Genomic DNA, 24,204 nt, shown 5'->3' with positions numbered 1-24,204 from the left:
AAGCCGAACATTCCATCTCTCATCCGCGGATCGACCCCACATTCGTCGCCCAAGCGTAGTCGGAGGATTTCCCATTATGCCTGGATTTCGCGGCACGTTGGTCAGGTTGGTATGTTCAGAACCGTCCCTACCTTGTTGGTTTCAAGAGTGAAGCCGAGCGTCAATCCAAATCCTGGAATGACACTCGGCCTCTTAAACCGCCAACCCGCTTTCGCGAGGTTGGATATCATGCTGTTACTGTTTCGGCTTATAAATCTGGTCAAACGTTCCGCCATCTCCGAAGTGGTAGGGCTGTGCTTTCGCCCATCCACCGAAGATTGGATCATCGATCGTCACCAGTTTCAACTCCGGTAATTTCTTCACGAGGTCGGCCGGGACCAATTCCGGTTCTGCCGGACGATAGAAGTGCTTGGCCGCCAGTGTCTGACCCTCTTCCGAATAAAGATACTGAAGATAGGCTTCTGCCGTTTTGCGCGTGCCTTTCGCGTCGACATTTGCGTCAACGATGGCAACCGGTGGCTCGGCCAGAATCGACTGTGGCGGAACCACGATATCAAACTTGCCGGCGCCGAACTCGGCCAGCGAAAGATAGGCTTCGTTTTCCCAGGCCAGCAGCACGTCGCCAAGTTCACGCTGAGCGAAGGTGGTCGTTGAACCGCGGGCACCGGTGTCAAGGACCGGAACGTGCTGGAACAGCGCGCCGATATAGTCCTTGATCTTGGCTTCATCACCGCCATATTGGCCGTAGGCCCAGGCCCACGCCGCCAGATAGTTCCAGCGTGCACCGCCGGAGGTCTTGGGATTCGGCGTGATGACTTCTACACCATCCTTGACGAGGTCGCCCCAATCCTTGATGTCCTTCGGATTGCCCTTGCGCACAAGAAAGACAATTGTCGACGTGTAGGGAGCCGAATTGTGCGGATACTTGGTGCGCCAGTCAGGATTGATCTTGTTGGTCTTGGCGATGGCTGAAATATCGCTTTCAAGCGCCAGCGTCACCACATCGGCGTCAAGCCCGTCAATAACAGCGCGGGCTTGTTTACCCGAACCGCCGTGCGACGCCTGGATTGTCACTGTTTCACCCGTGTCGGCCTTCCATTTAGCTGCGAACGCCGTGTTGAAATCTTTGTAGAATTCGCGTGTCGGGTCGTACGACACATTCAAAAGGGTGGTGTCCGCAATGGCAGCAGACATTGGCTGCAACGCAATCGTCGCTGTAAGCAACGCCGCCGCCAGTGATAGAGAAAGTCGGGAATGTTTCATGCATGGCTCCATTTGAATAGAACTGAAGCGTAGCAGAGCCCCTCACAATAAGGGCGTTAGAAAGAATTCCTTTTATAGGGAAAAACTAGAATATTCTACCTGTTGACCATTGATTGCAAACTCTCCCGTTACTGTCATCGCCTCGTTTGCGTTTGTGACAACTATTCCAAGCGGCCGGTGGCCAATCATCCGGGAGGTGACGCGATGATCGCTGACGTCTATGCTGAGGAGAGCCTGCGTGTCTCGAGACAATGTTCTCGCGTACTTGTATGCGGCAGGTTCTTTGACCAAGCCATGATGCAGTAATGCGCATCGCGAGCAAGGCTCCGTGGCGGCGTGCCCCGCTCTCGTCTGGAGAGCCGGTGAGAGCAGCATAGCACGCAACCGCTTTTCGATAGCAAAGCTGTGGGACAGAATCTCGTCGCGAGCATATCAGCGCCCAAAACCTTGTGGCTGTAAGCCGTCTTCAGACCGGGTCAAGCATCGGTGCTCGTAACCTTTAAGTGGCTTGGAGCGCCGCTCTTAAATTATCTTGGCCACCAAAACCGCGAACGCAACTCCGATGGCCAATACGCTCAGATATTTGATGGGACACGAGTGACAAGACCACGCTGCCTCGTCGTCTTCATCCAGATCGTCGTATTTGGAGAGATCGTTCATATGCACCGGTCTGTCCCTGTTGCGATCACCACCATTAAGCTTGATGCCTATCATTCGTGACCAACAGGATTGTGACCAGAAATATGCTTTCAATGTTCGACCGTTGCCTAAAACTTCTTTGCGGTCGAGTTTACTGCCATTCACAAAGTAGTCCGGTGGCGACGTTTGCAAGACTGACGTGCATGTTGAGGTCTAAGAACGCGGGGCGTCCAGTTCGATCCGGATCCATTGGCGTAGCGCTTCGACGTCGGAGCAGCTGCTGACGGCAGGCGCGCTGACGAAATGGTAGATGTCGCCGGGCAGGATGTGACGGAAAGGCTGGACCAGCAGGCCCGAGGCGAGGGCGTCTGCCGCCAGTACCAGACTGACAATCGCCACGCCCTGTCCGGCGATGGCCGCCTGCATGGCGTGCAAGCCGTTGGAAAACCCAGACCGGCCGTGGTGTTCACGCCGCTGATACCAGCTTCTGCGCACCAGCGTGGCCAGTCCGGTAGCGGCAGCGGTGAGGTGCGGCCATCGACATGAATGAGCGCCACACGATGAATGTCTTCAGGGTTCATCATATTCAATCCGGGACTGCACACCGGGGCGAAAACATCGATCTTCAGCGGAGTTGCCTCGACACCTGCGAACGGCCCCTTGCCATAGCGGATTGCCACATCGATTTCGCCCGGTTGTAATTTCACCATCGTTTCGGAGGCATGCAAGCGCAGATCCAGTTCCGGTAGAACACGGCGGATTTCGGCCAGACGCGGGACCAGCCAATGGCTCAGGAATGCCGTGGTCGCAGACAGCGTCAAGGCCTTGGGGTTTTCGAATTCGCGAAGACGGGTGACCGATCGACGGATCTCGCCGAAACCGGACACTGTCGCCTCATAGAGTTCCTTGCCCTTGGACGTAAGCTTTACACTGCGCGGTGTTCGATCGAGCACGCGCAATCCCAGATATTCTTCAAGCTGCCGGATCTGATGGCTGATGGCTGTGGGCGTGACGAACAGCTCCGCCGCCGCCGCTTTGAAGCTGCTGAGGCGAGCGGTCGCTTCGAAAGCGCGAAGAGCCGTCAGGGGCGGCATATCTGATCCTGTCATGATGAATCCGTTTCACCTTAGACATGAGAAATGCGATTTTGCAGTCTCGCTGCCACCAGCATATCCTCTGCGACACAAGTGATTTCCACTCATCTCACAAGGACAAATTATGGTCAATCTCATCGCAGGTCTGGTCGACGTTTTTGCCGACGCGCCGCTGAACGGCAATCCTCTCGCCGTGGTCGAAGGAGCCGACCACATCGAGGATGACGTTCTTCGCCGCATCGCGCGCGAATTCAACCAGTCGGAAACAACCTTTGTCTTGAAAAGTGATCGTGCTGACTGGAAGCTTCGGTCCTTCACCGCCAGCGGAGCAGAGGTTTTCGGAACCCGCCACAACGCTCTGGGAGCCTGGTTATGGCTTGGATATGACGGTCAGCTCGGTGAGCTGACGACACCGAAAACATTCCGGCAGGAGATCGGCGACGAAATATTGCCCATTGCGATCGAAGCGCGCGATGGCCGCATCCATGGCCGGATGAAGCAAGCACCCCTGAAGTTGTCACCTCCGCTGAGCTCATTGGATACTCTGGGGGAGGCCCTTGGGTTGAACACTGCTGACCTTTGCTCGGATCCAGCGCCACGCGCCGCTGATACCGGCGCGGCCCATCTCATGGTCCGGGCGCGCGATCGGCAATCCGTCGATCGCGCCGAACCCTCGGCAGGAAAGCTGATCCAGGTGCTCGGTCCTGCAGGCGCGCAGGGGTGCTATCTCTATGCATTTGACGCCGCCGATCCGACGACCGCTTACGCTCGCTTCTTCAACCCCGCGATGGGACTTTGGGAAGACTCGGCAACCGGAACGGCGGCGGGGCCGTTGTGCGCATATTTGGGCTCGATCGGTTTGCTGACAAACGGAAGCAAGCTGCTGATCGAACAGGGCACCCGCATGGGGCGGAAAAGCTTTCTGCAGGTGCGACTTGACCCTGACCCCGAACTTTCTGGCTCAGGTGTCGTGGTGTTTCGCGGTATGCTGCATCTGTGATGCACAGCAGCAACGCAGGCGGGGTCCGCATTGGTTCAGAACGCATCCGCTCGGCCGCGTGTGCTCTCGAGGTCGGCTTGATCAGCCGGCCCAATCATCGCTCGTCGGAACGCAAGATTAGCTACGTTCCAGCTTAAGCGAGCACACCGGCATGATCGTTACCAATCCCGTCAATCGCATGCCGCGGCTTCGGCGCGTGGGAAAGAGGGGATCTTGTAAAATGATGTAGCAATGCTGCCGAAATTGGCATGAACTTTCTCAGTCAGCTCGAAAATGAGATCAAAAATGTTATCAATCTTGCTCTCAAAAATCTACGCTTCGCCTGCCATGCTTCACACTGAAGCGCGGAACGGGGGATAGGCGGGACAAATGATGCTTGTTTTGACTCCCGAGGCTACGTCGAGTGCAACTCAGGAGACCAAAATGCATCCATTTTTTCGAGCACGTCCATTTCGCGCCATATCGTCACGAACGGCCCGCGGGGGTTACTTCCTGAGATCCACAGCATTTGGATTTCTGTTCATAGTTGGTGCGCCTTTCGCTTTGAGCGCGCCCCAGGCAGTTGCCCAGACCCCTTCCGGTACTCTCGTCGTGGCAAAATATATCAGTGATCTGATCACGCTGGATCCTGCGGAAGTCTATGAAGCAACCGGGGGGGAGGTGGTCAACAACGTTTATGAGCGTTTGATAACGTTCGATCCATCGGACTTTACAAAGCCAATAGGCGGAGCAGTTGAGTCATGGACGATTTCCGATGACGGTCTTACATTCACGTTCAAGATACGCGACGGTTTATATTTTTCCTCCGGACGCAGCCTGACCGCTGAAGATGCCGCCTTTTCGCTGCAACGTGTCTTGCGTCTCGACAAGACTCCGGTTTTTTACCTGACGCAGTTCGGATGGTCGAAGGACAACATCGATGACCACGTTAGCCAGCTTAATGAGAAAACGCTCGTCCTCAAGCTCGACAAGCCTTACGCCCCGGACCTGTTTCTGAAGGTTCTTTCATCTACGGTTTCGTCAGTCGTAGACAAGCAGGAAGTCCTGAAGCATCAGAGCGATGGTGATCTGGGTTACGGCTGGCTAAAGAAAAATACAGCAGGTTCCGGGCCGTATCAGCTTGCTGGGTGGACCCCGAATGAGGCCGTTGTCCTTGCGGCTAACCCGCACTACAAGCGCGAAAGCGTGCCGCTGAAGAATGTCGTTCTGCGCCATATTCCGGAAGCGGCGACCCAGCGTCTTTTGCTCGAGAAGGGCGATGTGGATATCGCACGCAATCTGACTGCCGACCAAATACAGGCGCTGTCGACGAACGCGGATATAACGATCATTTCGACACCCAAGACTGACGTGAACTATATCGCGCTCAATCAGGCGGTAAAGCCGCTCGGCGATGCCAAAGTACAGCAAGCCTTGCGGTGGGCGATCGACTATGACGGTATAACAAAGAACATCCTGAAGGGGCAGGCAACTGTTCATCAGAGTTTTTGGGGCAGCGGCTCGGGCGGCTCCCTGGACGAAACGCCCTACACGCTTGACATCGCGAAAGCAAAGGCGCTGCTCAAGGCAGCAGGCTATAAGGACGGCTTCAAGCTCAGGCTCGACGTATCCAGTCGTTCGCCGGACAGAGAAGTCAGCCAGTCATTGCAGTCCACCTTCGGTGAAGCAGGTGTCACCGTTGAGCTGAACACGCTCGACCGCGCGCAGCTGCAGACGAGGTTTCGTGGACGTCAGCACGATGCCGTGTTCTTTGGATGGTCGCCTGATTACCTTGACGTCCACGCCAGCGCGTCATTCTTTACGATCAACGATGACGACAGCGAAAACTCCAAAAACAAGAACGCAGCCTGGCGCGATCACTGGCTTGTCCCGGAGCTGACCAAAAAAACGCTATCGGGCCTGACCGAGGCCAATTCCGCAAAGCGTTCCGCCACTTACCTCGATCTTCAGAAAGAGGTGCGCGACAATTCGCCGTTCATCATCATCTATCAGCAGCTTGGACAAGTGCCGGTGCGGGCAAATGTGAAAGGTTTCGTCCCCGGGCCGAGCTGGGATACGCCAGCCTACTGGCGCACCAGCAAGAACTGATCGCACAGGCATGCCGGGGTGGTCCCGGCATCGCTTTCCTTCGACATTTCCGCAATCCGCGAGAACAGCATGGCACGGCGAAACAAGCTCATACTCGGTGCATTTCTGCAGACCCCGGGCCAGCACACGGCGGGCTGGCGATATCCACGGGCGAACGCCGAAGCCAGTCTTGATATCGACGCGCAGATTGCCTTTGCCAGGACGGCTGAACGAGGACTGTTTCACGCGATCTTCATCGCCGATACGCTTCCTTTTCCGGTCAATCTCAATGATGAGACGCTCAGCTACAGTGCAAGGGTCGTCGATTTCGAGCCGATAACCCTGCTTTCGGCCTTGGCCGTTGCGACGAACCGCATCGGCCTGGTCGGCACGGTAACCACCACCTACTATGAACCATACACCGTTGCGCGTCAGTTGGCGTCGCTCGATTACCTAAGCAAGGGCCGAGCGGGATGGAATGTAGTGACTTCTTCCAATTCTGCAGAGGCTTTCAATTACGGCAAACGCGAACATCCATTGCATTCGCTTCGTTATGTCCGGGCGAGGGAATTCGTCGATATCGTCAAGGGCCTGTGGGATAGCTGGGATGACGACGCCTTTCTGTTCGACAAGGCAAGCGGCAAGTTTTTTATTCCCGAAAAAATGCATGTCCTCAACCATCAAAGCCCGCAGTTCAATATCCGGGGTCCGCTCGGCGTCGCCCGCCCGCCCCAGGGACATCCGGTGATCGTGCAAGCCGGGTCCTCCGATGCGGGACGAACCGCAGCAGCCAGTTTCGCCGACGTTATCTTTACCGCACAATCGGACCTGGCGGGCGCGATTGCATTTTATGACGATGTCCGGGCACGAACGTCGGCCGCCGGTCGCGACCCCGACCATATCGCGATCCTACCGGGGGTTACGCCGGTCGTTGCCGCGACGCGGAGCGAAGCGGAGGACAAGTACGCACAGTTGCAGGATCTTATTCATCCTGTAGCCGGTGTCGCAATGCTTTCTGGCGCGGCGGGAGCGGACCTGTCGAAATACTCGATCGACGGTCCTTTGCCAGAAGTGCCGCCGACGGAGGGTGACAAGACACGGCAGGAACTGCTGGTGGCTCATGCAAGAGAGACCGGAAAGAGCATCCGCGATCTCTACCGCTGGCTTGCTTCCGGTTACAACACGGTCGTCGGGACGCCAACAGATATCGCGGACCATTTCGAACATTGGTTCAACAGCGGAGCTGCCGATGGCTTCAATGTGCGGTTTTCTTATCTGCCGGGCGATCTTGACGATTTTGTCGATCTGGTCGTTCCGGAACTCCAGCGCAGGGGTCTTTATCACGACGCGTATGAGGGGGTGACGCTGCGCGACAATCTCCAAATACCGCGTCCCCACAGCCGTTACCGCCGCGATTGAACAAGAGACCCGGAACTCGAATGTAGAGATAGCTGAAGACCAGATGCTCAAGAAACCAATTTTCTTCAATCTGTTTGAGATGAACAATCGCACAGGCGATTCTCACGGTCTGTGGAGACACCCAGACAGCCGGCACCATGAGTATAATGACATCAATTTCTGGGTGACAATCGCGCGCAAGATCGAAGAGGGAGGGTTCACCGCACTTTTTCTCGGCGATTTTTTTGGTGCGTCTGACGTTTACAAAGGCTCGCCGGAGACCGCAATCCGCTATGCCATGCAATTTCCCTCCAATGATCCATCACTGCTCATTCCAAGCATGGCTCAGGCCACGACAAGCCTCGGTTTTGCGACCACGATTTCGACAACATACGAACATCCCTTCCATGTGGCCCGGCGCCTCTCCACCCTCGACCACCTGACAAACGGCCGCATCGGCCTCAACGTCGTTACGTCTTATATTGCCAGTACCGCCCGCTATTTCGGGCTGAGTGAGCCGATCGCGCACGACCGCAGATACGCCATCGCCGATGAGTTTCTGTCGGTTTGCTACAAACTGTGGGAGGCGAGCTGGGAGGATGGCGCGGTCAAGTTCGACGTGGCAAACAACATCCATATCGACCCCGCGCGGGTTCACGACATCAGCCATCAGGGCGACGTCTTTAAAGTTGCCGGTCCGCATGTGTGTGAGCCATCACCGCAGCGTACGCCTGTGATCTTTCAGGCCGGAAGTTCGAAAGCCGGACGCGATTTTGCCGCCCGGCACGCGGAGTGCGTGTTTGTGCAGGGGCGGACATTGGCCGCAGTCAAGGAGAACATTGCAAGCATACGCAAGCGTGCGGTCGACTTCGGCCGCGATCCCGGCGACATTCTGATGTTCCATCAACAGACGGCAATCGTTGCCCCAACGCGCGCCGAAGCTCGCGAGCAGTTCGAGGAATATGCACGTTATCGTTCCGCTGAATCGGCGCTCGCGCAATACTGCGGATCGTCCGGCTACGACCTGGCCGCCCTCGATCCGGATTCTGTCCTGACCTACACCGCGACGGAAGCGAACCAGTCGCGCGCGGCCCAATACACGACACAGTCCGACCGGTCTTTCCGGGTGCAGGAAGTGATCGATGATGTGGGACGTTTTGGCGCCGGTATACTTGTCGGCACACCAGTCGATATCGCGGATCGGCTGGAATCGATCGTAGATGAAACCGGTCTGGACGGGTTCAATCTAAACTCCATCGTCACACCCACTACGATTTTCGAATTCGTCGATCAGGTCATGCCCGAGTTGCGTAACCGGGGCCGTATTGCAGAGCGCCGGTCCACCTTTCGCGAAACACTGTTCGGGCAAGGACGTTCTCACGCCGAGAACGCGTCGCGTCTCGCTCGCTGACGGAAGTTCGATCGTTGCCCAGCGGAGCCAGAATCCTGCTGGCAGACGGATCCAATGAAACAGGAATGTCTTCTAGCCGTAGGATCATCACTGGCAAAACATTCGCCGTGGAGGCGAATAATTGAAAACAACATTGTTAACAATAATGCTTTCCTCCCTATATTGAGGCTGCAAAATTAACATTAATTTGGGGTTGGATAAGGCATGTTTAAACGAATTCTGTGGGCATCGGTCACTGCTGCTTTTTTGTCGGGCCTTGCTGTTTCTTCTGCGGCGGCTGAAACGACGTTGGAGCGCATAAAGCGTGACGGCATCGTGCAGATTGGCTTTGCCAATGAGAAACCATATAGCTTCAAGCAACCCGATGGCAGTCTCGCCGGAGTGGATTACGAGCTGGCGCGTGCTGCTTTCGCCAAGCTCGGTGTGCCAAAGGTCGAAGGGGTGGCTGTTCAATTCAGTGCGTTGATACCCGGCCTCAAGGCAGGGTATTTCGATGTAATCGCGGCAGGTCTTTTCATCCGTCCCTCACGATGCGCGGAAATTGCTTTTGCCGAACCGCACATCCAGATTGCCGATGCTATTACCGTCCGGAAGGGAAATCCCAAGAACATCCATAGTTACGACGATGTTCTCAAAAACCCGGATATCAAGATCGGTACGCAGCAGGGCTCGGCTTCCCGCAAGGATTTCGAGCGGCTGGGTATTCCAGAGAGCCAGCTTGTCGTTTTTCAGGATTTTCCAGAAGTCTCTTTCGCATTGAAGTCTGGGCGTGTCGACTTGACGACGTCGACCATCTTTGCAGCCAACGAGGCTGTTGCAGCCGATGGCGGCAAGACAATTGAGCGTGCTTTGCCGTTCACGCTTCCGGTGTTCGATGGAAAGCCATCCATAAATTATCTTGGTTTTGGTTTCCGCAAGGACGACCAGGAGCTCGTTACCAAATTCAACGATGCCCTACGCAGCCTCAAAGGGACACCGGAATACGAAGCCATTCTTGCAAAATATGCGGTTTCTGCCACGGATATTCCCTCACCAGAGGTGAAGATCGCCGACATTTGCAAGCAGTGATGGGCCTGTAGCTCCCCTTGTCGATATGGGCCAAGCGATCATGATTTCTGTCGATCTGCAAATTACGGAGGGACCGGCACATGCAAGATCTGCTTGAGTGGGTCCCGCTGTTGCTTGGGGGACTTGTGCAAACAGTGTTGCTGTTTGCGACCGTGTTGATATTGGGCTCGAGTTTGGCGATCGTCATCGGCCTCGCGCGCTTATCCCGATTTCGTTCGGCCCGTTATCTGGCTTCAGTCTATGTCGAGTTTTTTCGGGGTATTTCCCTCTATGTCACGTTGTTTTGGCTCTATTTTGCTTTTCCATTTATAGGCATGCGACTGACAGTTTGGGAGGCCTCCGTCATAGGGTGCGCGTTAACGCACGCTGCCTATTCTTCAGAGTATATAAGGTCGGCGGTCCTTTCCATTCCTGGAAGCCAACATGAAGCGGCTGTGGCGCTGGGAATGAATACCTTTCAGCGCATCCGGTATGTCGTGCTCCCTCAGGCGCTGGTGGCCTTGCTGCCATTGATGGGCAACGAGTTCGTCATGCTTCTCAAGGGTACTTCCATTGTCTCCCTGATCGGCCTCGCGGAGCTCACCGAGCAGGCCCACTCGATTATTGTCAGCACCTACCAGCCCGTCCCTGTGCTGGTGGTTGTTTTGTGCATCTATTTCGCGGGCGCCCAGTTGATCATTCGTGTCATGGGATTGATGGAGATCCGTTTCGGCAGGTGGAAACGGCGTACCGTTGCGAGTCCCGTAAGATGAGGACTGCTGGAACGGAGTGGGCAGGTTACGAAGGTATCGCCGGGAGAAGCCACCGCCGAGCCGGATCGGCAAACGTGCGTCTTGAATACGGTATTGAGGCCGGGTCGCAACCGCGGAGACCATCTTCCGAAATGCGGGCTGTGATCGTCGTTGCAGCCCGGAAAATGCGACGAGAAATATGCGCCCGGTTACGAAAACCGATTGTCGCACCTGACGATCCTGGTCGGATGCGCGGCGGCGGACAAGTCCGTCACATTCCATGGTGGCAGGAATTCATTTCCACGCACCGGGCTTTCTTCAAATGAGTATATTCGGCCCTGACATTATCGGACCGGACTGGTTCCGGCTGAACGTTGCGGTCGTCATACTGCCGAAGCTGATTGCCGCTGCGGGAGTGACGATTTACGTTGCACTTTTCGCATTTGCGGGCGCACTGGTGATTGGGATACCCGTGTTGTCGGCCCGCCGCTCGAGTATCAGGCTGATCGCGCAGCCGGCAATTCTTCTGTCCGATTTCATCCGCTCCACGCCGCTGCTCTTGCAGATATATTTCTATTTTTTCGTTCTGCCCCAGGTCGGCGTGATGTTGCCGGCGATTGCGACCGGTATCCTCGCCTTGTCGATCCACTATGGTTGCTATGTGTCGGAAGCGTATCGTTCGGGTCTTGAAGCCTTGCCGCACGGGCAGCGTGATGCTGTCGCCGCTCTTGGTTTTTCACGCGTCGATACCTATCGCTACATCATTGTGCCGCAACTCATTCCTTTCTTGATCCCGGCGCTTGGCAACCTGTTGGTGTCAATCTTCAAGGAAACGCCATTGCTTGCATCAATCGCCGTTACGGACATCATGTTCGTCGCCATGCAGCATGGGGCGGACCATTTCCAGTATATCGAGCCAATCACCCTCTGCGGCCTCATCTTCCTGGCTATCAGTCTGGCTACCTCATTCGTTATCCGAGTTCTCGAAAATGCTGCCTCGCAGGCGTGGCTTGGCCGGAGGACCATACATGGTTGATCAACCTCATTCTCCGATCATCACCTTCCGCGAGGTCACGAAGAAATTCGGGGACGTCACGGTTCTCGAACGGCTGAATCTCGAGGTTGCGCCAAATGAAAATCTGACGCTTATCGGTCCGAGCGGCTCAGGAAAATCAACGATTCTGCGCATCCTCATGACGCTGGAGAACGTGCAGGCTGGCGCAGTCACCGTCGATGGCGAGGCCCTCTGGGTCGATCATGGCCCCGATAAACTCAGCGAGCAGGCTGCGGCGGCGCAAACTCGCGCGATTCGTCGTAAAGTCGGCATGGTTTTCCAGAGTTTCAATCTGTTTCCGCACATGAGCGCACTGCGAAACATCGCGGAAGCGCCCATTCGTGTGCTGCGGCTCTCCAAGGATGAAGCTTACGACCGCGCGATCGAACTATTGAATCTTGTTGGGCTTGCCGACAAGCAGAACAGCTTTCCCATCCAGTTGTCTGGCGGTCAGCAGCAGCGTGTGGCGATTGCCCGCGCGCTCGCAATGCGTCCCAAGATCTTGCTGTTTGACGAGGTCACATCGGCGCTGGACCCTGAAACGGTCGGCGAGGTCCTGTCGGTTATACGTGCGTTGGCCCGAGAGCATCAGTTCACGACGTTAATGGTCACACACCATATGGGGCTGGCCAGGGAAATTTCGGATCGAGTATGCTTCCTCGAAGGCGGCCGCATCATCGAACAGGGCAGTCCGGCGCAGATATTCGAATCCCCTGCGAACAATCGTACGAAAGCTTTCCTCAGGGCCATCCTGGAAGCCTGACGAGCAGATTGCTGCCTTTTCACACAGGATCGGAACGCCGGTGGGTGCCCCATATTGCTCTCCTGTCAGTCGAAGGTTGTCCTCTTCCTTAAGAGGGGCGATCACCGAATTTGAAGTCATAGCGCCGGGCCTTCTCCCGGCGTGCACGCCCTTTATGACCGGGCAGTTGGGGTGGAGGTTCCGCACTCCCGTGCAACGTGCTGCATTATTTTTTCGCAAATAGCGCCTTGCGCAAAATTATCCTCTTGCTCGCGCGATTGATGGCAATATTGTATGCCAAATATTCGGTTCGGGGAGAACGGTGGCGCATTCACCGTTTTGTCACAAACAGTGACAGGTCGGCGGGGTGTCGACCGTTATTCATGCGATTGAAAGGAAAGAGATTAAAGGTGGTGAGGGTTTCCAAACGACAGAACGATCCGGTGGCAAAGCTGCGCAAGGCGATCGAGACAGGGCATTTTCTCCCGGGTCAGCGGCTTCCTGAGATAGAATTGGCAGAGTGGTTGGGCGTCAATCGGGTCAATGTGAAGCTGGCGCTAGGGAAGCTGGATCAGGAAGGCCTTGTCGAAGTCGAGCGCAACAAGGGTGCGCGCGTACGTGTGATCAGCCAGCAGGAGGCGGTTGAAATCCTTCAGACGGTTGCGTCACTTGAGACGCTCATTGCACGCAACGCTGCCGCCAAGGCGACCGCAGATGATGGCGAGCGCCTCAAGAAGATTTTGACGGCAATCAAGCAGGCCCGTGCCGAGGAAGCCTATGTTGAATACTTGCATGAGATAAACAAACTTCACACCGAGATTCGGCGCATCGCCGCTCTTTCGACCGCAAGCCGCATCGTCGCAACGCTGAATGCTCAGATCGCACGCTTCCGGTTTCAAACGGTTTTGTTCCCGGGCCGTATCAAACAATCCATCCAGGAGCTGGAGGAAATTGTCGATGCGATCTGCGCCGCAAATGGTGTGCGTGCCGGAAAGGCAATGCTCGAGCACCTCAACAATGTTGCAAAGGCCTTGGAGCAGAACCTGGCTCGCGTGAACGCCTGAAGTTTTCTGCTTTCCTGGAGCGCTTGCCTGCTGCGAAGGCGTTGGATGACGATGATCGGTGTGCAAGTCTGTGGACCTCGCCGCATGCTGCAAAAGTTTCGATTCCTGGGCTGTCGCGGGAAATATATCTCAAAAATCTGCAAATAGTGAAATCAATATTGTTAGCAATGTAGCTCCTGGTGTGGAATTGTTGCTTAAGCTTTGGCAACCTCGCTGGTTGCCGTCTGGTCAGAGATCGCAGGGAGCAACTTGATGGCGGAAGAGATCCCGGCAGTTTCTGCGCCGCGCCGTGCTGTCTTTCGAGACTACGGCAGTTCGCCATTCGCTTTGCGCGCTTTAACCGGACCGTTACGATATTGCGCCGCATTTGCCGGGAGGCTGGCATCGGCCGCAGTGGTTCCGGGCGTGGTTCTGCTCGGCCTCCTTTTTGTCGTCTTCGCCATTGGCCGATTGCTGCCGACCGACCCTGTTCTGACGGTGATCGGGGATCATGCGCCGCAGGAACTATACGAAAAAGTGCGTCGTGAGATGCATCTGGACAAACCGATAGCCGAGCAGTTTGTCCTGTTCGGCCTGGACATGGCGCGCGGAGATTTCGGTGTTGCCACGACAACCGGAAATCCCGTCGTAGAGGACATAGGCCGCTTTCTACCCGCCACGATCGAGTTGGCGAGCGTGGCAATCACGCTCGGCGTAGGGCTGGGTGTGCCAATTGGATTGCTTGCGGTGCGATTCTCCGGGCGGTGGCCGGACAATCTCGTGCGGCTGGTCATGATCCTCGGAAATTCCCTACCGATTTTCTGGATGGGATTGGTGGGGCTGCTGCTGTTTTATGCGCATCTCGGCTGGGTAGGGGGTCCAGGAAGGCTTGACATCGTCTATCAGTATACGGTCCCCAGAGTGACCGGCCTTGTTCTGGTAGATACAGCAATCAGTGGCAACCCGGCGGCGTTCGGCAATGCGGTGTCGCATATAGCCCTTCCTGCCTCGCTGTTGGGATTGGTTGCCTTGAGCGATATAGCTCGCACCACTCGCGGGTTCCTGCTGTGGCAGTATCGCCAGGACTATATCAACGTTGCACGGCTGAAGGGACTGTCTGAAACGAAGGTATTGTGGCGCCATGCCTTGCCCAACGCGGCGGGCCCTCTCTTTGCCGTTATCGCCTGGAGCTATGCCTATCTCCTCGAAGGAGCGGTGTTGACGGAGACAGTGTTCGCCTGGCCCGGGCTCGGACTCTACATCACCCAGTCCCTGATGGCGTCCGATATGCGTGCTGTGCTGGCGGCAACGTTGATCATCGGCACCATGTTCATGGTGCTGAACATGGTGGCGGAAATCGCGCAAACGCGCGTCGATCCGCGTACGCGGGCCTGACGAATGGGCGCAGTCAAGGAATGGCTTTTCGACAATAGTCCCAATACCCCGCTCCAGGCGCAACTGGGAAGGATCGCACGCGATATCAGGGCGGTGCTGCGCGATCCGATCGCGGTCATCGGTCTGCTCGTTGTTTTGTTGATGGTGGGCGTGGCGGTGTTGGCACCCGTGCTGCCGCTCCAGGATCCCGGTTTCCAGATCCTCAACGACCGTTTGCAACCGCCGTCTGCTGTCCACTGGTTCGGGACCGACACGCTCGGGCGCGATATCTTTTCGCGCGTCGTATCAGGCGCGGGGCCGACGCTCGCCATTGTTGCCTCGGTTCTGGCGATCGTGACGCCGGTGGGCGTCCTGATCGGCATCGCTTCGGGGCTGTTCGCACGGCTTGACACGCCGATTATGCGACTTTGTGATGTGTTCATGGCGTTTCCGCGCCTTATTCTCGCGATTGCCGTAGCGGTCACGCTTGGCCCCGGCATCGGGGCGGCGATCGTCGCGATCGCAGTGACAGGGTGGCCTTCCTATGCCCGCATCGCCCGGGCCGAGTCCGTGGCAATGCGGCGCTCCGAATTCGTGCAGGCCGCACAGGTCCTCGGCGCCTCGCGCATCCGCATCATGCTCACACACGTTCTGCCGCTTTGCCTGCCTTCGGCAATTGTCCGTGCCACACTCGATGCTTCGAGCATCATTCTCATAACCTCAGGACTGGGGTTTCTGGGGGCCAGCGTGCCGCCTCCGCAACCAGAATGGGGAGCAATGGTCGCCGAGGGCAGGGATGTCGTATTCGAGGCGTGGTGGGTCTCGACGATGCCCGGAATTGCCATCCTGGTTTTTGCCCTTGGCTTCAATCTTCTCGGCGATGCGTTGCGCAATCTTGTCGATCCGCGGTCTTGAGAGGAATGAAATTGCACGATTCCCTGCTCGACGTTTGTGATCTCAAGGTCGGCTTTCGCACCTCTGACGGCTATGTCGAGGCCGTGAAGGGCGTCAGCCTCACGCTCGGTCGCGAGCGTCTGGCGATTGTGGGCGAGTCGGGATCGGGAAAATCGATGACGGTCCGCTCGCTGATCGGCCTTGCCGGACACAATGCAATCGTTTCGGCGCGGCATGCCCGCTTCGGCGAGACGGATCTGCTGTCGCTTTCCGATCGAGAGCTCAGCGCAGTTCGCGGCCATCGCATCGCGATGGTGGTTCAGGACCCAAGGCAAGGCCTCAATCCGGTGCAGACCGCTGGGCGGCAGGTCGGCGAGATGCTCCGCATGCATCGACGGACCCGGCGGCACGACATGCGCAATGCGGTAGAGATGCTTCTCGACGAAGTGCACATCCGCGATCCGCGGCGGGTGTTTGATCTCTATCCCCACGAACTCTCGGGCGGGATGGCGCAACGGGTGATGGTTGCGATGATGCTCGCCGGCGGGCCAGACATCCTGATTGCCGATGAGGCCACATCCGCCCTCGATGCCGTCGTTCAAAGGCACATCCTCGAACTGATCGACGAGCAGGTCCGGTTGCGGGGTATGGGTCTTATCCTCATCAGCCACGACCTGGAACTTGTCTCCGACTTCGCCGACCGGATCATGGTCATGTACGCAGGCCGGACCGTGGAAACGTTCGCCGCAGGGCAGGGGTACGGGAGCGTGCGACATCCCTACACGCGTGGCCTGATCGCGTGCGTGCCATCTCTTGATCGCCCCGGCCAGTGTTTGCCGGTTCTTACGCGCGATCCGGAGTGGGCCCGATGACGCCGCATGCGCTTTCCCTTGACGGGCTGTCGATCCGTTTGCGGGCGTCGCTGGTCGTCGACAATGTCTCGTTGACGCTCGACCACGGGGAAAGTCTCGGCATCGTCGGCGAATCCGGCTGCGGCAAGAGCACATTGCTGAAATGCATTGCGGGCATCTACGATACCTGGCTGGGAAACATCGAAGTTTTCGATCGCAAACTCAATGCCCGGCGAACCTATGCCGATCGCCGTCTCCTGCAGATCGTTTTTCAGGATCCAGCGGCAGCGCTGAACCCGGCGCACACCGTGGACACAATCCTGCGTGAACCGTTGATTATCCATCGCTTCGATCGGCAGGACAAGCGCATCGCCGACGTGCTCGAAGCAGTCAGTCTGCCGCATTCCATCCGGTTCAGGTTCCCCGGTCAGATTTCGGGAGGGCAGCGGCAGCGTCTTTGCATTGCGCGCGCTCTTCTGGTCGAGCCAAGGATCATTCTGCTTGATGAGCCGACATCATCGCTCGATGTGTCGGTGCAAGCAGAAATCCTCAACCTGCTTGCCGAATTGCGCGCCGAGCGGCAGATTTCCTACCTCCTCATAAGTCATGATCTCGCGGTTGTCGCGCAGTTGTGCGAGCGGATCATGGTGATGGCCGCCGGAAAGATCGTCGGACGCACCACGCGCGATGAATTGCGCGGCAAAGCAAAAGAGCAAAGTTACCGCAAGCTGCTGTTGCCCTTCTCGCGAGACTAGAATCTCCCTGCCTTGTCGTGAAGTTGTCGCTCCGCAGGTCCAGTCTTTCGAGGCCTTCGAAGGCGACGTTCGGTGATTACGCTTTAGGCGGTGCGCTCAAAAACTGTGCGTTCGCCAGAGCGAAAAGAGCAATTTATTCCCATCTCGCCGCAAGAATGGGCATTCGATTGTTATCAAGATTGATATCAATCTGCTTGGATATCCCCATTCGAAACGGGCGGTATTGAGATGACAAAATCCACACTCATACAGCAACTGAAAGAGCAGGTTCTGCGACATCCGGATCGAGTTGCCGTCTCCTCGGATTCCGGTTCGTTGACTTTTGCCGAGCTTTGGCGTCGCAGCGGACAGGTCGCGGCCCATTTGCGCAAACATGGCGTCAAAGCCGATGCCGTCGTCGGCGTCTTTGTCGATTCCTCTCTCGAACTCGAAATTGCGATCTGGGCGGTCCTTCGCTCGGGTGGAGCCTACCTGCCCTTGTCCCCAGAGTATCCGAGCGGCCGGCTGCGATATGCTCTTGAGGATTCCGGCGCCAGGATCATCTTGACGACGGCACTCCTGGAGAGCGATGCACGGACAATCCAGTCCGCCCAAGGTGCCATTCTCCGTATTGAGGAATGTCTGGAAGGGGAAAGCGACGATGCCGAACAGGACGTCAACGCCGGCTCGAACAACCTTGCCTACATCATCTATACATCGGGAAGCACGGGCAAGCCCAAAGGCGTGGCGATCGAGCATGGGAGCATTGCGCACCAACTCGATTGGTTGCGTGACGCTATGGGCATCAACGAAGACGTCAGGATTTTGCAAAAGACCCCCTTCAGCTTCGATGCGGCCCAATGGGAAATCCTTAGCGCCGCTCTTGGCGCGACCGTCGTCATGGCCGGCATCGGCACATACCGCGATCCTTCCAGACTCGTCGAAACCGCCAAACGCCATGCGGTCACAACGCTGCAGTGTGTGCCGACGCTTTGGACGGCTCTTGTGGAAACGGACGGATTTCAGGATTTAAGCCTCGCCCAGATATTTAGCGGCGGGGAGGCCCTGACGTCGCGTCTCGCGCGCAATCTCATCCGCGTTCACCCCGCGGCAAGCCTGATTAACTTGTACGGGCCGACAGAGACCACCATCAATGTCTCCGCCTACATTGTCAGAGCCGACGAACTGGATGATACCGACCGCGTCCTGCCGATCGGATTCCCGGTCTACCACACAGACCTCATTGTTTGCGATGGCGCGAGGGAACTTGCGGATGGCGAAGTTGGCGAACTTTGCATTGCCGGGCCGCAGCTGGCCCGTGGTTACATCGGCAACCCCGAGTTGACGGCGGCAAAATTCACGATGTTGGTCGATGCGCAGGGACGCGAGCGCCGCGTGTATCGAACCGGGGATCTTGCGATCAAGGGCGCCGATGGGCTCGTTGGTTTCGTCGGCCGCGTCGACAATCAAGTCAAGATCAGCGGCCATCGCATCGAACTCGACGAGATCCGGCTGGCGATCGAGAACCATCGCTGGATCCGAAGGGCGACGGTCGTTCCCTGGCAAACCCGTCGCGGCACCCCGCAATTGGCAGCTTTCGTCGAGCTGGATGAAACCGAAGCGGCTCTGATGGACCAGAACATCTCCGGCAGCCATCACAAATCCAAGGCAAGCCGCCGCCAGGTCAATGCGCAGCTTTCGAACGGCGCGTTCCGTTTGGCGGACGAGCTTGACGGAAATATCGTAAGCCTGCCATCCCGTGCGGCGCCAGAGGATATCGCGACACGGGCATTTGCGCGCAAAACCTATCGCAATTTCAGGACGCGGGTCCGCGGCGATCAGATCGTGGAGGCGATACGCACTGCGCAACGTCCTCCGCTGCCAGGCAGCACTCATGACGCGACGCTTGATAAAACTTTGATAGGGCGAATCTTGCGCTGGTTTGGCCCGTTCTCCAGCGATACACGCCTTTTACCCAAATACGCCTACGCTTCTCCAGGTGCATTGAACGCGTCGCAAATCTTCGTCGAAGCCAATGGCGTAATGGGGCTCTGGCCGGGCCTATATTACTTCCACCCGGCAGACCACACATTGACCCTCGTTTCGCCATTGACGCCATCGAACGCTGGTATACGTCTCCACATTTATGGCAAGCGCAGCCGTATCCGGGAAGTCTATTCGACAAATGTGGACGAGGTTCTTTACCTCGAAGCGGGGCACATGCTGGGGCTTCTGGAGGAAGTCGCAGTCGAGCACGGTCTATACCCGGCCAAGGCTGCGCCGCCGCATTCCGTCCCGGCGGGGCTTTTCAGCGCCGAAGACTACGTCCACACTCTCAGCGTCAAACTGGTGCGCCGGGTTGTGCCAGAGCCGCTCGTCAAGTCCCTCGCCCTCGTTCAGATCCACGAAGAGACCCCGGATGGCGTTACACCCGGTACGTATCGACTGGATAACGACAAGCTGGCGCCCATCGGTGATCCCATCATCCGCCGCAAGGACGTCATTGCCATCAATCAGGCGGTCTTCGACCGGTCGACCTTTGGCATAGCCTTGATCGTTGCGAAGCAATCCGGATGGGAAGGTTTTGTCGAACTCGGCCGCTTTCTCCACCGCCTGCAAACGAGCGATCCCGCGATCGGGTTGATGTCGTCGGGCTACAGTTCGCTTTCGGGCTACGAGATGGCGACGTCGAGCCGGCTCGATGCACTCATCGGAAAGGACTTTTTCCCCGGTAGCGGCACCATTTCCTATTTTGCCCTCGGAGGCGGGATTTCTCCCGCCCAGCGATCAAGCCGCGGCATGGAAGAAGACCTCGTGCACATGCGCGGGCCGACGGAAATTCTGAAGGATGATCTGCGCGAACTTCTGCCCGAATATATGGTTCCTTCGCGCGTGAAGGTGATCGAGACGACACCGACCATGCCGAGCGGCAAGATCGATCTGCAGTCCCTGCGCAATCTGGTCGAAGCGGAAGAAAGCGCGCGCCCGATCGTCCCGCCGGCCACGCGAATCGAGCTTGAGGTCGCGGGTATTTGGAAGGACATTCTCGGGCTGCAGCACGAGGAACTGTCGATCCGGGATTCGTTTTTCGACGTGGGCGGCAATTCCCTTTCGGCCATGGCGCTTATCAATCGGCTGAACGCCAGATTCGGTACAAGGCTACCGATACAGGCTCTCTTCGCTGTGCCGACTGTCGAAGCCCTTGCAAGCGCAATCGGCTCTGGCGCGGTAAGCCACGACAGCCGTCTGGTCAGCCTCAATGAGGCACCAGAGGGAAGCCCGATCTATTGCTGGCCGGGACTGGGAGGCTATCCCATGAGCCTTCGCTCATTGGCGCAGGCGGCAGGTGAAGGTTCCTATCGGTTCCTTGGCGTTCAGGCGCACGGCATCAATCCGGATGAAGTCCCGTTTACGACAATCGAGGACATGGCGGCGGCGGATGTGGAGCTCATTCAGCGCGACCATCCCATCGGCCCCATAACATGCATGGGTTATTCGTTCGGTGCCCGGGTGGCCTTCGAAACTGCTTATCAGTTGGAACAGCTGGGTCGAACGGTGGACAAGATCGTTCTCATTGCCCCTGGATCTCCATTGCAAAAGGCAACCGCGGCGGCAGCCGAGGCTGATCGCTTCGAGGACGAGCGGTTCCTGCGTATTCTTCTTTCGGTGTTTGCCGGGACGCTGAACTCTCCGCTGGAGGCGCAATTGCTTGCCAGCGTCCGTGACGAACGCGCCTTCATCGACTTCATCTCGGGCAAATTCTCGGATCTTTCCAGCGAGCTGGTGGCGCGCATCGTCACCGTCGTCAAAGCCACGTTCTCCTTCGAATACACCTTCGATGAGCTCAATCAGCGCACGGTTCGCGCGCCGATCGCCCTCATCAAGGCGCAAGGGGACGACTATTCGTTCCTGGAGGCGGCGGGCAGCCGTGTCAGCCAAGGCTTTAGCCAGGTCATCGAACTTCCCCATGACCATTATTCGATCCTGCGTGGCGATGGCCAGACGGCGCTCGCCCAGGTTCTCAGCGACGTGCTTTCAACCGATCGGGAGATTTCCATGCCTCATATCAGCGTCAAGCATTTCCCCGCCCACATCGACGAGGGTCGCCGAAAGATTTTGGCCGACGAGCTCGCATCCGCCGTCATCAAAGCCTTCGGCTGCGCGCCGAATGTGGTCTCGGTGGCGCTCGAACCGGTGGAGAAGGACAACTGGGATGCGCTCGTCTACCAGCCCGAGATCATCGGACGACAGAAATTTCTGGTCAGAGAGCCAAACTACGCCCTACGCCAAAACGCAAAATAGGGAGAGAAAAGATGGAAAAGGCAACTGCGGCGCGGTTTTTCGGGCAGGCGGCGATATGGGGGGCAAGTTTCACCTTCATCAAGTTCGCGCTGGAGGAGTTCAGCCCCAACCAGCTCGTGCTCTTTCGGCTGATCCTCGGAGCGGCCACGCTCGCTGTGATTATCGTATTCACGGGAAGGTCCTTCAAACTGACCTCAAAGGCATGGTTCCACGTCGCGGTCTCTTCGATTTTCGCAAACGTCGTGCCCTATCTGCTGCTCAGCTATGGCGAACTGCATGCCAGTGCCGGTTTGGCGGGCGTGCTGATCGGCGGCACGCCATTGGTGACGCTCTTCATCTCGACTCTGGCGTTGCGGGACGAGCCGGCAACCGGGCGCAAGGTGACCGGCTTCGTTCTGGGTTTCCTTGGTGTGTCGCTCGTGGTCAGTCCGTGGAAGGTGGAGGGGAGTTCGCTGCTCGGCGCCTTGGCGTGCTTTGGAGCGGCGACGAGCTATGCGGTGGGTTACGCCTATGTCGGCCGTTTCCTGTCGCCTTTGAAGGTGGACCCGATCACGCTCGGTGCCAATCAACTTGTTGCGGCGGCCATCCTTCTGGCTCTGGCCGTGCCCTTCTTCACCTGGCCTCCAATTGAATCGGTCTCTGCAATACCGCTGCTGTCTCTGCTCTATCTTGGCGTGCTTGCCAGCGGTTTTGCCAACATCCTGTATTTCAGACTGATCCAGGATGTCGGGGCGTCAACCGCATCCGCCGTCGACTACGTCGTCCCGGTGTTTGCCGTTCTGTTCGGTGCGGTTTTGCTGCTCGAACCGTTGTCGTGGAACGTGATCGTGGGCGGTGCTGTCATCCTGATCGGGATGGCGATCGCCGAGGGGCGCATCTCCTCGTCCGCCTTCTCGCAAGCCTCGTCTGGAAAGGTCAACAACTCATGAGTGGCGCAGAATCTTTTCCATCAAACAGTGCTTCGCGTGCGATCCTGCCGCATGTCGATAGGGAATCGACGCACACGCCCCGGCCTGGCCTCCGGCAAGACGTGACGCCCTCCAAAACCGCCAGAGAGGCCCGCTTCTTCGGCTCCGGTATCGGCGCAACACCTGTTCTTGAACTGCCGGCGGACGTGGTCGGCGGACGAGCGGTGTATGCCAAGCTGGAAAAATACAACCCCTATTCCAGCATCAAGGATCGCATCGCCTGGTACATGCTTGCAGGGGCCGAAACCCGTGGGCAACTGGTCTCGGGTGGCACGGTCATCGAGGCCACTTCCGGCAACACGGGAATTGCGTTCGCGGGTTTTGCAAGGGCGCGCGGCTATCGCTGCATCATCGTTCTTCCGGATAGTGCGTCGAAGGAACGGATAGAGTTGCTGAAGTTTTTTGGCGCGGAGCTGGAGCTAACACCGAGCGAGGCGGGATACACCGCAGCGATCGAGAAAGCCGAACAACTGCGCGACGCGACCCCGGGGGCATGGTTTGCTTGCCAGCACGAAAATGCCGACAATGTTCTGGCTCATTACGAAACGACCGGGCCGGAACTGTGGCGCGATCTTGCCGGAAAGATCGATACCCTTGTTTGCGGTGTTGGCACTGGCGGAACGATCAGCGGCACCGGGAAATATCTCAAGGAACAGAACCCGGATATCAAAATCGTCGCCGTAGAGCCGGAGCGCTCGGCGGTTCTGAGCGGCAATCCCGGCGGGATCCACCGCATCCCGGGACTGAACGGCGGCTTTGTCGCGGAGACGACTGACCGTACCTTGATTGACGAGATCATCACGGTGGCCGATGAGGATGCCTGGGCAATGGCAAAGAAGCTTGCGTCCGCAGGGATTTTCGTCGGGATTTCATCTGGCGCTGTCGCCCATGTCTGCAGGGCAATTCGGCAAAGGTCGACCTCAGGCGAGGGACGCATCGCTACCATCTTTCCGGACTCCGGAGAGCGGTACGTGTCCCTTCTCAGCGCATAGTCCTGGCGGCTCCATCGAAATGAATATTCTGATCGTATCTCAAGGAAGGAAGAAGTCATGACGCAATTTTCGAAGACCCTGTTTCCCGGCGAAGGCGAATCCGTTCAGATCGGAACCACCACGCACACGACGTTCAAGGCGGTCGGCAAGGAAACGGGCGACCGTATCGGCTTGTTCGAGCACCGGATGAAACCCGGTGCGCCCGGCGCATCGCCGCATGTTCACCGTCATCAGCTCGAGGCTTTCTACGTCCTCGAAGGAACGGTAGAGATCTTTGTCGATGGCGAACATATTGCCGCCCCTGCAGGCACCTACATACAGGTTCCGGAGGATGTGCCTCACGGCTTTCACAATCCCTACGACAAGGAAGCGGCGATGCTGATCTTTTTCAGCCCCGGAAAGAATCGCGAGGAATATTTCCGCAGGCTGGCGGCGCTCTATGCCAATGGCCGCCGGGCATCCGAGCAGGAGCTCATCGACCTTATGGCCGACTTCGATCAGTTTGAGGTCGAGTATACCGGTGACGTCCCGGGGTGGGGCCGCCATTAACAGCCTTGAAACTGGACTATCATCCTGCAA

19 protein-coding genes are annotated in these 24,204 nt (G+C 57.4%); 17 read left to right on the top strand and 2 right to left on the bottom strand.

Going from position 1 to position 24,204, the window contains the following annotated elements; all coding sequences use genetic code 11:
- Nucleotides 1-234: 234 nt before the first annotated feature.
- Nucleotides 235-1,263 (bottom strand): sulfate ABC transporter substrate-binding protein, encoded by a 1,029-nt coding sequence (locus tag CU103_RS20415; RefSeq protein ID WP_106665867.1) that lies wholly within the window; start codon nt 1,261-1,263, stop codon nt 235-237.
- Nucleotides 1,264-2,063: 800 nt separating this feature from the next.
- Nucleotides 2,064-3,011 carry a LysR family transcriptional regulator gene (locus CU103_RS20405; RefSeq protein ID WP_245448907.1) on the bottom strand — a complete coding sequence of 316 codons (948 nt, stop codon included), beginning with the start codon at nt 3,009-3,011 and terminating at the stop codon, nt 2,064-2,066.
- 109 nt (nt 3,012-3,120) lie between these two features.
- Between CU103_RS20405 and CU103_RS20400 the strand changes: the two genes are divergently transcribed.
- The 17 genes from CU103_RS20400 to CU103_RS20320 all read left to right on the top strand — a co-directional run bounded on the left by CU103_RS20400 (nt 3,121) and on the right by CU103_RS20320 (nt 24,174).
- The gene (locus CU103_RS20400; protein ID WP_106665865.1) at nt 3,121-3,996 is read left to right on the top strand and encodes a PhzF family phenazine biosynthesis protein; all 876 of its coding nucleotides are present in this window, start codon (nt 3,121-3,123) and stop codon (nt 3,994-3,996) included.
- A gap of 423 nt (nt 3,997-4,419) precedes the next feature.
- Entirely contained in the window at nt 4,420-6,084 is a 1,665-nt protein-coding gene (locus tag CU103_RS20395) for an ABC transporter substrate-binding protein (protein WP_106665864.1), read from the top strand.
- Nucleotides 6,085-6,153: 69 nt separating this feature from the next.
- Nucleotides 6,154-7,482, top strand: a complete 1,329-nt coding sequence (locus CU103_RS20390; RefSeq protein WP_106665925.1) for an LLM class flavin-dependent oxidoreductase — start codon at nt 6,154-6,156, stop codon at nt 7,480-7,482.
- A gap of 43 nt (nt 7,483-7,525) precedes the next feature.
- Nucleotides 7,526-8,872, top strand: a complete 1,347-nt coding sequence (locus tag CU103_RS20385; RefSeq protein ID WP_106665863.1) for an LLM class flavin-dependent oxidoreductase — start codon at nt 7,526-7,528, stop codon at nt 8,870-8,872.
- 204 nt (nt 8,873-9,076) lie between these two features.
- Nucleotides 9,077-9,940, top strand: coding sequence for an ectoine/hydroxyectoine ABC transporter substrate-binding protein EhuB (gene ehuB / locus CU103_RS20380; RefSeq protein WP_106665862.1), 864 nt, complete (start codon nt 9,077-9,079; stop codon nt 9,938-9,940).
- Nucleotides 9,941-10,020: 80 nt separating this feature from the next.
- Nucleotides 10,021-10,692 carry an amino acid ABC transporter permease gene (locus CU103_RS20375; RefSeq protein WP_106665861.1) on the top strand — a complete coding sequence of 224 codons (672 nt, stop codon included), beginning with the start codon at nt 10,021-10,023 and terminating at the stop codon, nt 10,690-10,692.
- A 301-nt stretch (nt 10,693-10,993) separates the two neighbouring features.
- The gene (gene ehuD, locus CU103_RS20370) at nt 10,994-11,707 is read left to right on the top strand and encodes an ectoine/hydroxyectoine ABC transporter permease subunit EhuD (protein WP_106665924.1); all 714 of its coding nucleotides are present in this window, start codon (nt 10,994-10,996) and stop codon (nt 11,705-11,707) included.
- Nucleotides 11,700-12,488 carry an ectoine/hydroxyectoine ABC transporter ATP-binding protein EhuA gene (ehuA, locus tag CU103_RS20365; protein WP_106665860.1) on the top strand — a complete coding sequence of 263 codons (789 nt, stop codon included), beginning with the start codon at nt 11,700-11,702 and terminating at the stop codon, nt 12,486-12,488. The genes ehuD and ehuA overlap by 8 nt, the downstream gene beginning before the upstream one ends.
- Before the next feature lie 392 nt (nt 12,489-12,880).
- Nucleotides 12,881-13,531, top strand: a complete 651-nt coding sequence (locus CU103_RS20360) for a GntR family transcriptional regulator (protein ID WP_245448906.1) — start codon at nt 12,881-12,883, stop codon at nt 13,529-13,531.
- 252 nt (nt 13,532-13,783) lie between these two features.
- Complete coding sequence (locus CU103_RS20355) at nt 13,784-14,905, top strand: ABC transporter permease (protein WP_106665858.1); 1,122 nt, start codon at nt 13,784-13,786, stop codon at nt 14,903-14,905.
- A 3-nt stretch (nt 14,906-14,908) separates the two neighbouring features.
- Nucleotides 14,909-15,799, top strand: a complete 891-nt coding sequence (locus tag CU103_RS20350; RefSeq protein ID WP_106665857.1) for an ABC transporter permease — start codon at nt 14,909-14,911, stop codon at nt 15,797-15,799.
- Between the two features lie 5 nt (nt 15,800-15,804).
- Complete coding sequence (locus tag CU103_RS20345) at nt 15,805-16,650, top strand: ABC transporter ATP-binding protein (RefSeq protein ID WP_170117083.1); 846 nt, start codon at nt 15,805-15,807, stop codon at nt 16,648-16,650.
- Complete coding sequence (locus CU103_RS20340; protein ID WP_210203804.1) at nt 16,647-17,384, top strand: ABC transporter ATP-binding protein; 738 nt, start codon at nt 16,647-16,649, stop codon at nt 17,382-17,384. Before CU103_RS20345 ends, CU103_RS20340 begins: the two co-directional genes overlap by 4 nt.
- 228 nt (nt 17,385-17,612) lie before the next feature.
- Nucleotides 17,613-21,665 (top strand): amino acid adenylation domain-containing protein, encoded by a 4,053-nt coding sequence (locus tag CU103_RS20335; RefSeq protein ID WP_106665855.1) that lies wholly within the window; start codon nt 17,613-17,615, stop codon nt 21,663-21,665.
- Between the two features lie 11 nt (nt 21,666-21,676).
- The gene (locus CU103_RS20330; RefSeq protein ID WP_106665854.1) at nt 21,677-22,594 is read left to right on the top strand and encodes a DMT family transporter; all 918 of its coding nucleotides are present in this window, start codon (nt 21,677-21,679) and stop codon (nt 22,592-22,594) included.
- Entirely contained in the window at nt 22,591-23,625 is a 1,035-nt protein-coding gene (locus CU103_RS20325) for a PLP-dependent cysteine synthase family protein (protein WP_210203803.1), read from the top strand. The genes CU103_RS20330 and CU103_RS20325 overlap by 4 nt, the downstream gene beginning before the upstream one ends.
- 57 nt (nt 23,626-23,682) lie before the next feature.
- Nucleotides 23,683-24,174, top strand: coding sequence for a cupin domain-containing protein (locus tag CU103_RS20320; RefSeq protein WP_106665853.1), 492 nt, complete (start codon nt 23,683-23,685; stop codon nt 24,172-24,174).
- Nucleotides 24,175-24,204: the final 30 nt, after the last annotated feature.

It is taken from the genome of Phyllobacterium sophorae (assembly GCF_003010965.1).
Taxonomy (GTDB): domain Bacteria; phylum Pseudomonadota; class Alphaproteobacteria; order Rhizobiales; family Rhizobiaceae; genus Phyllobacterium; species Phyllobacterium sophorae.
This window is presented reverse-complemented; position numbering and strand designations above follow the sequence as displayed.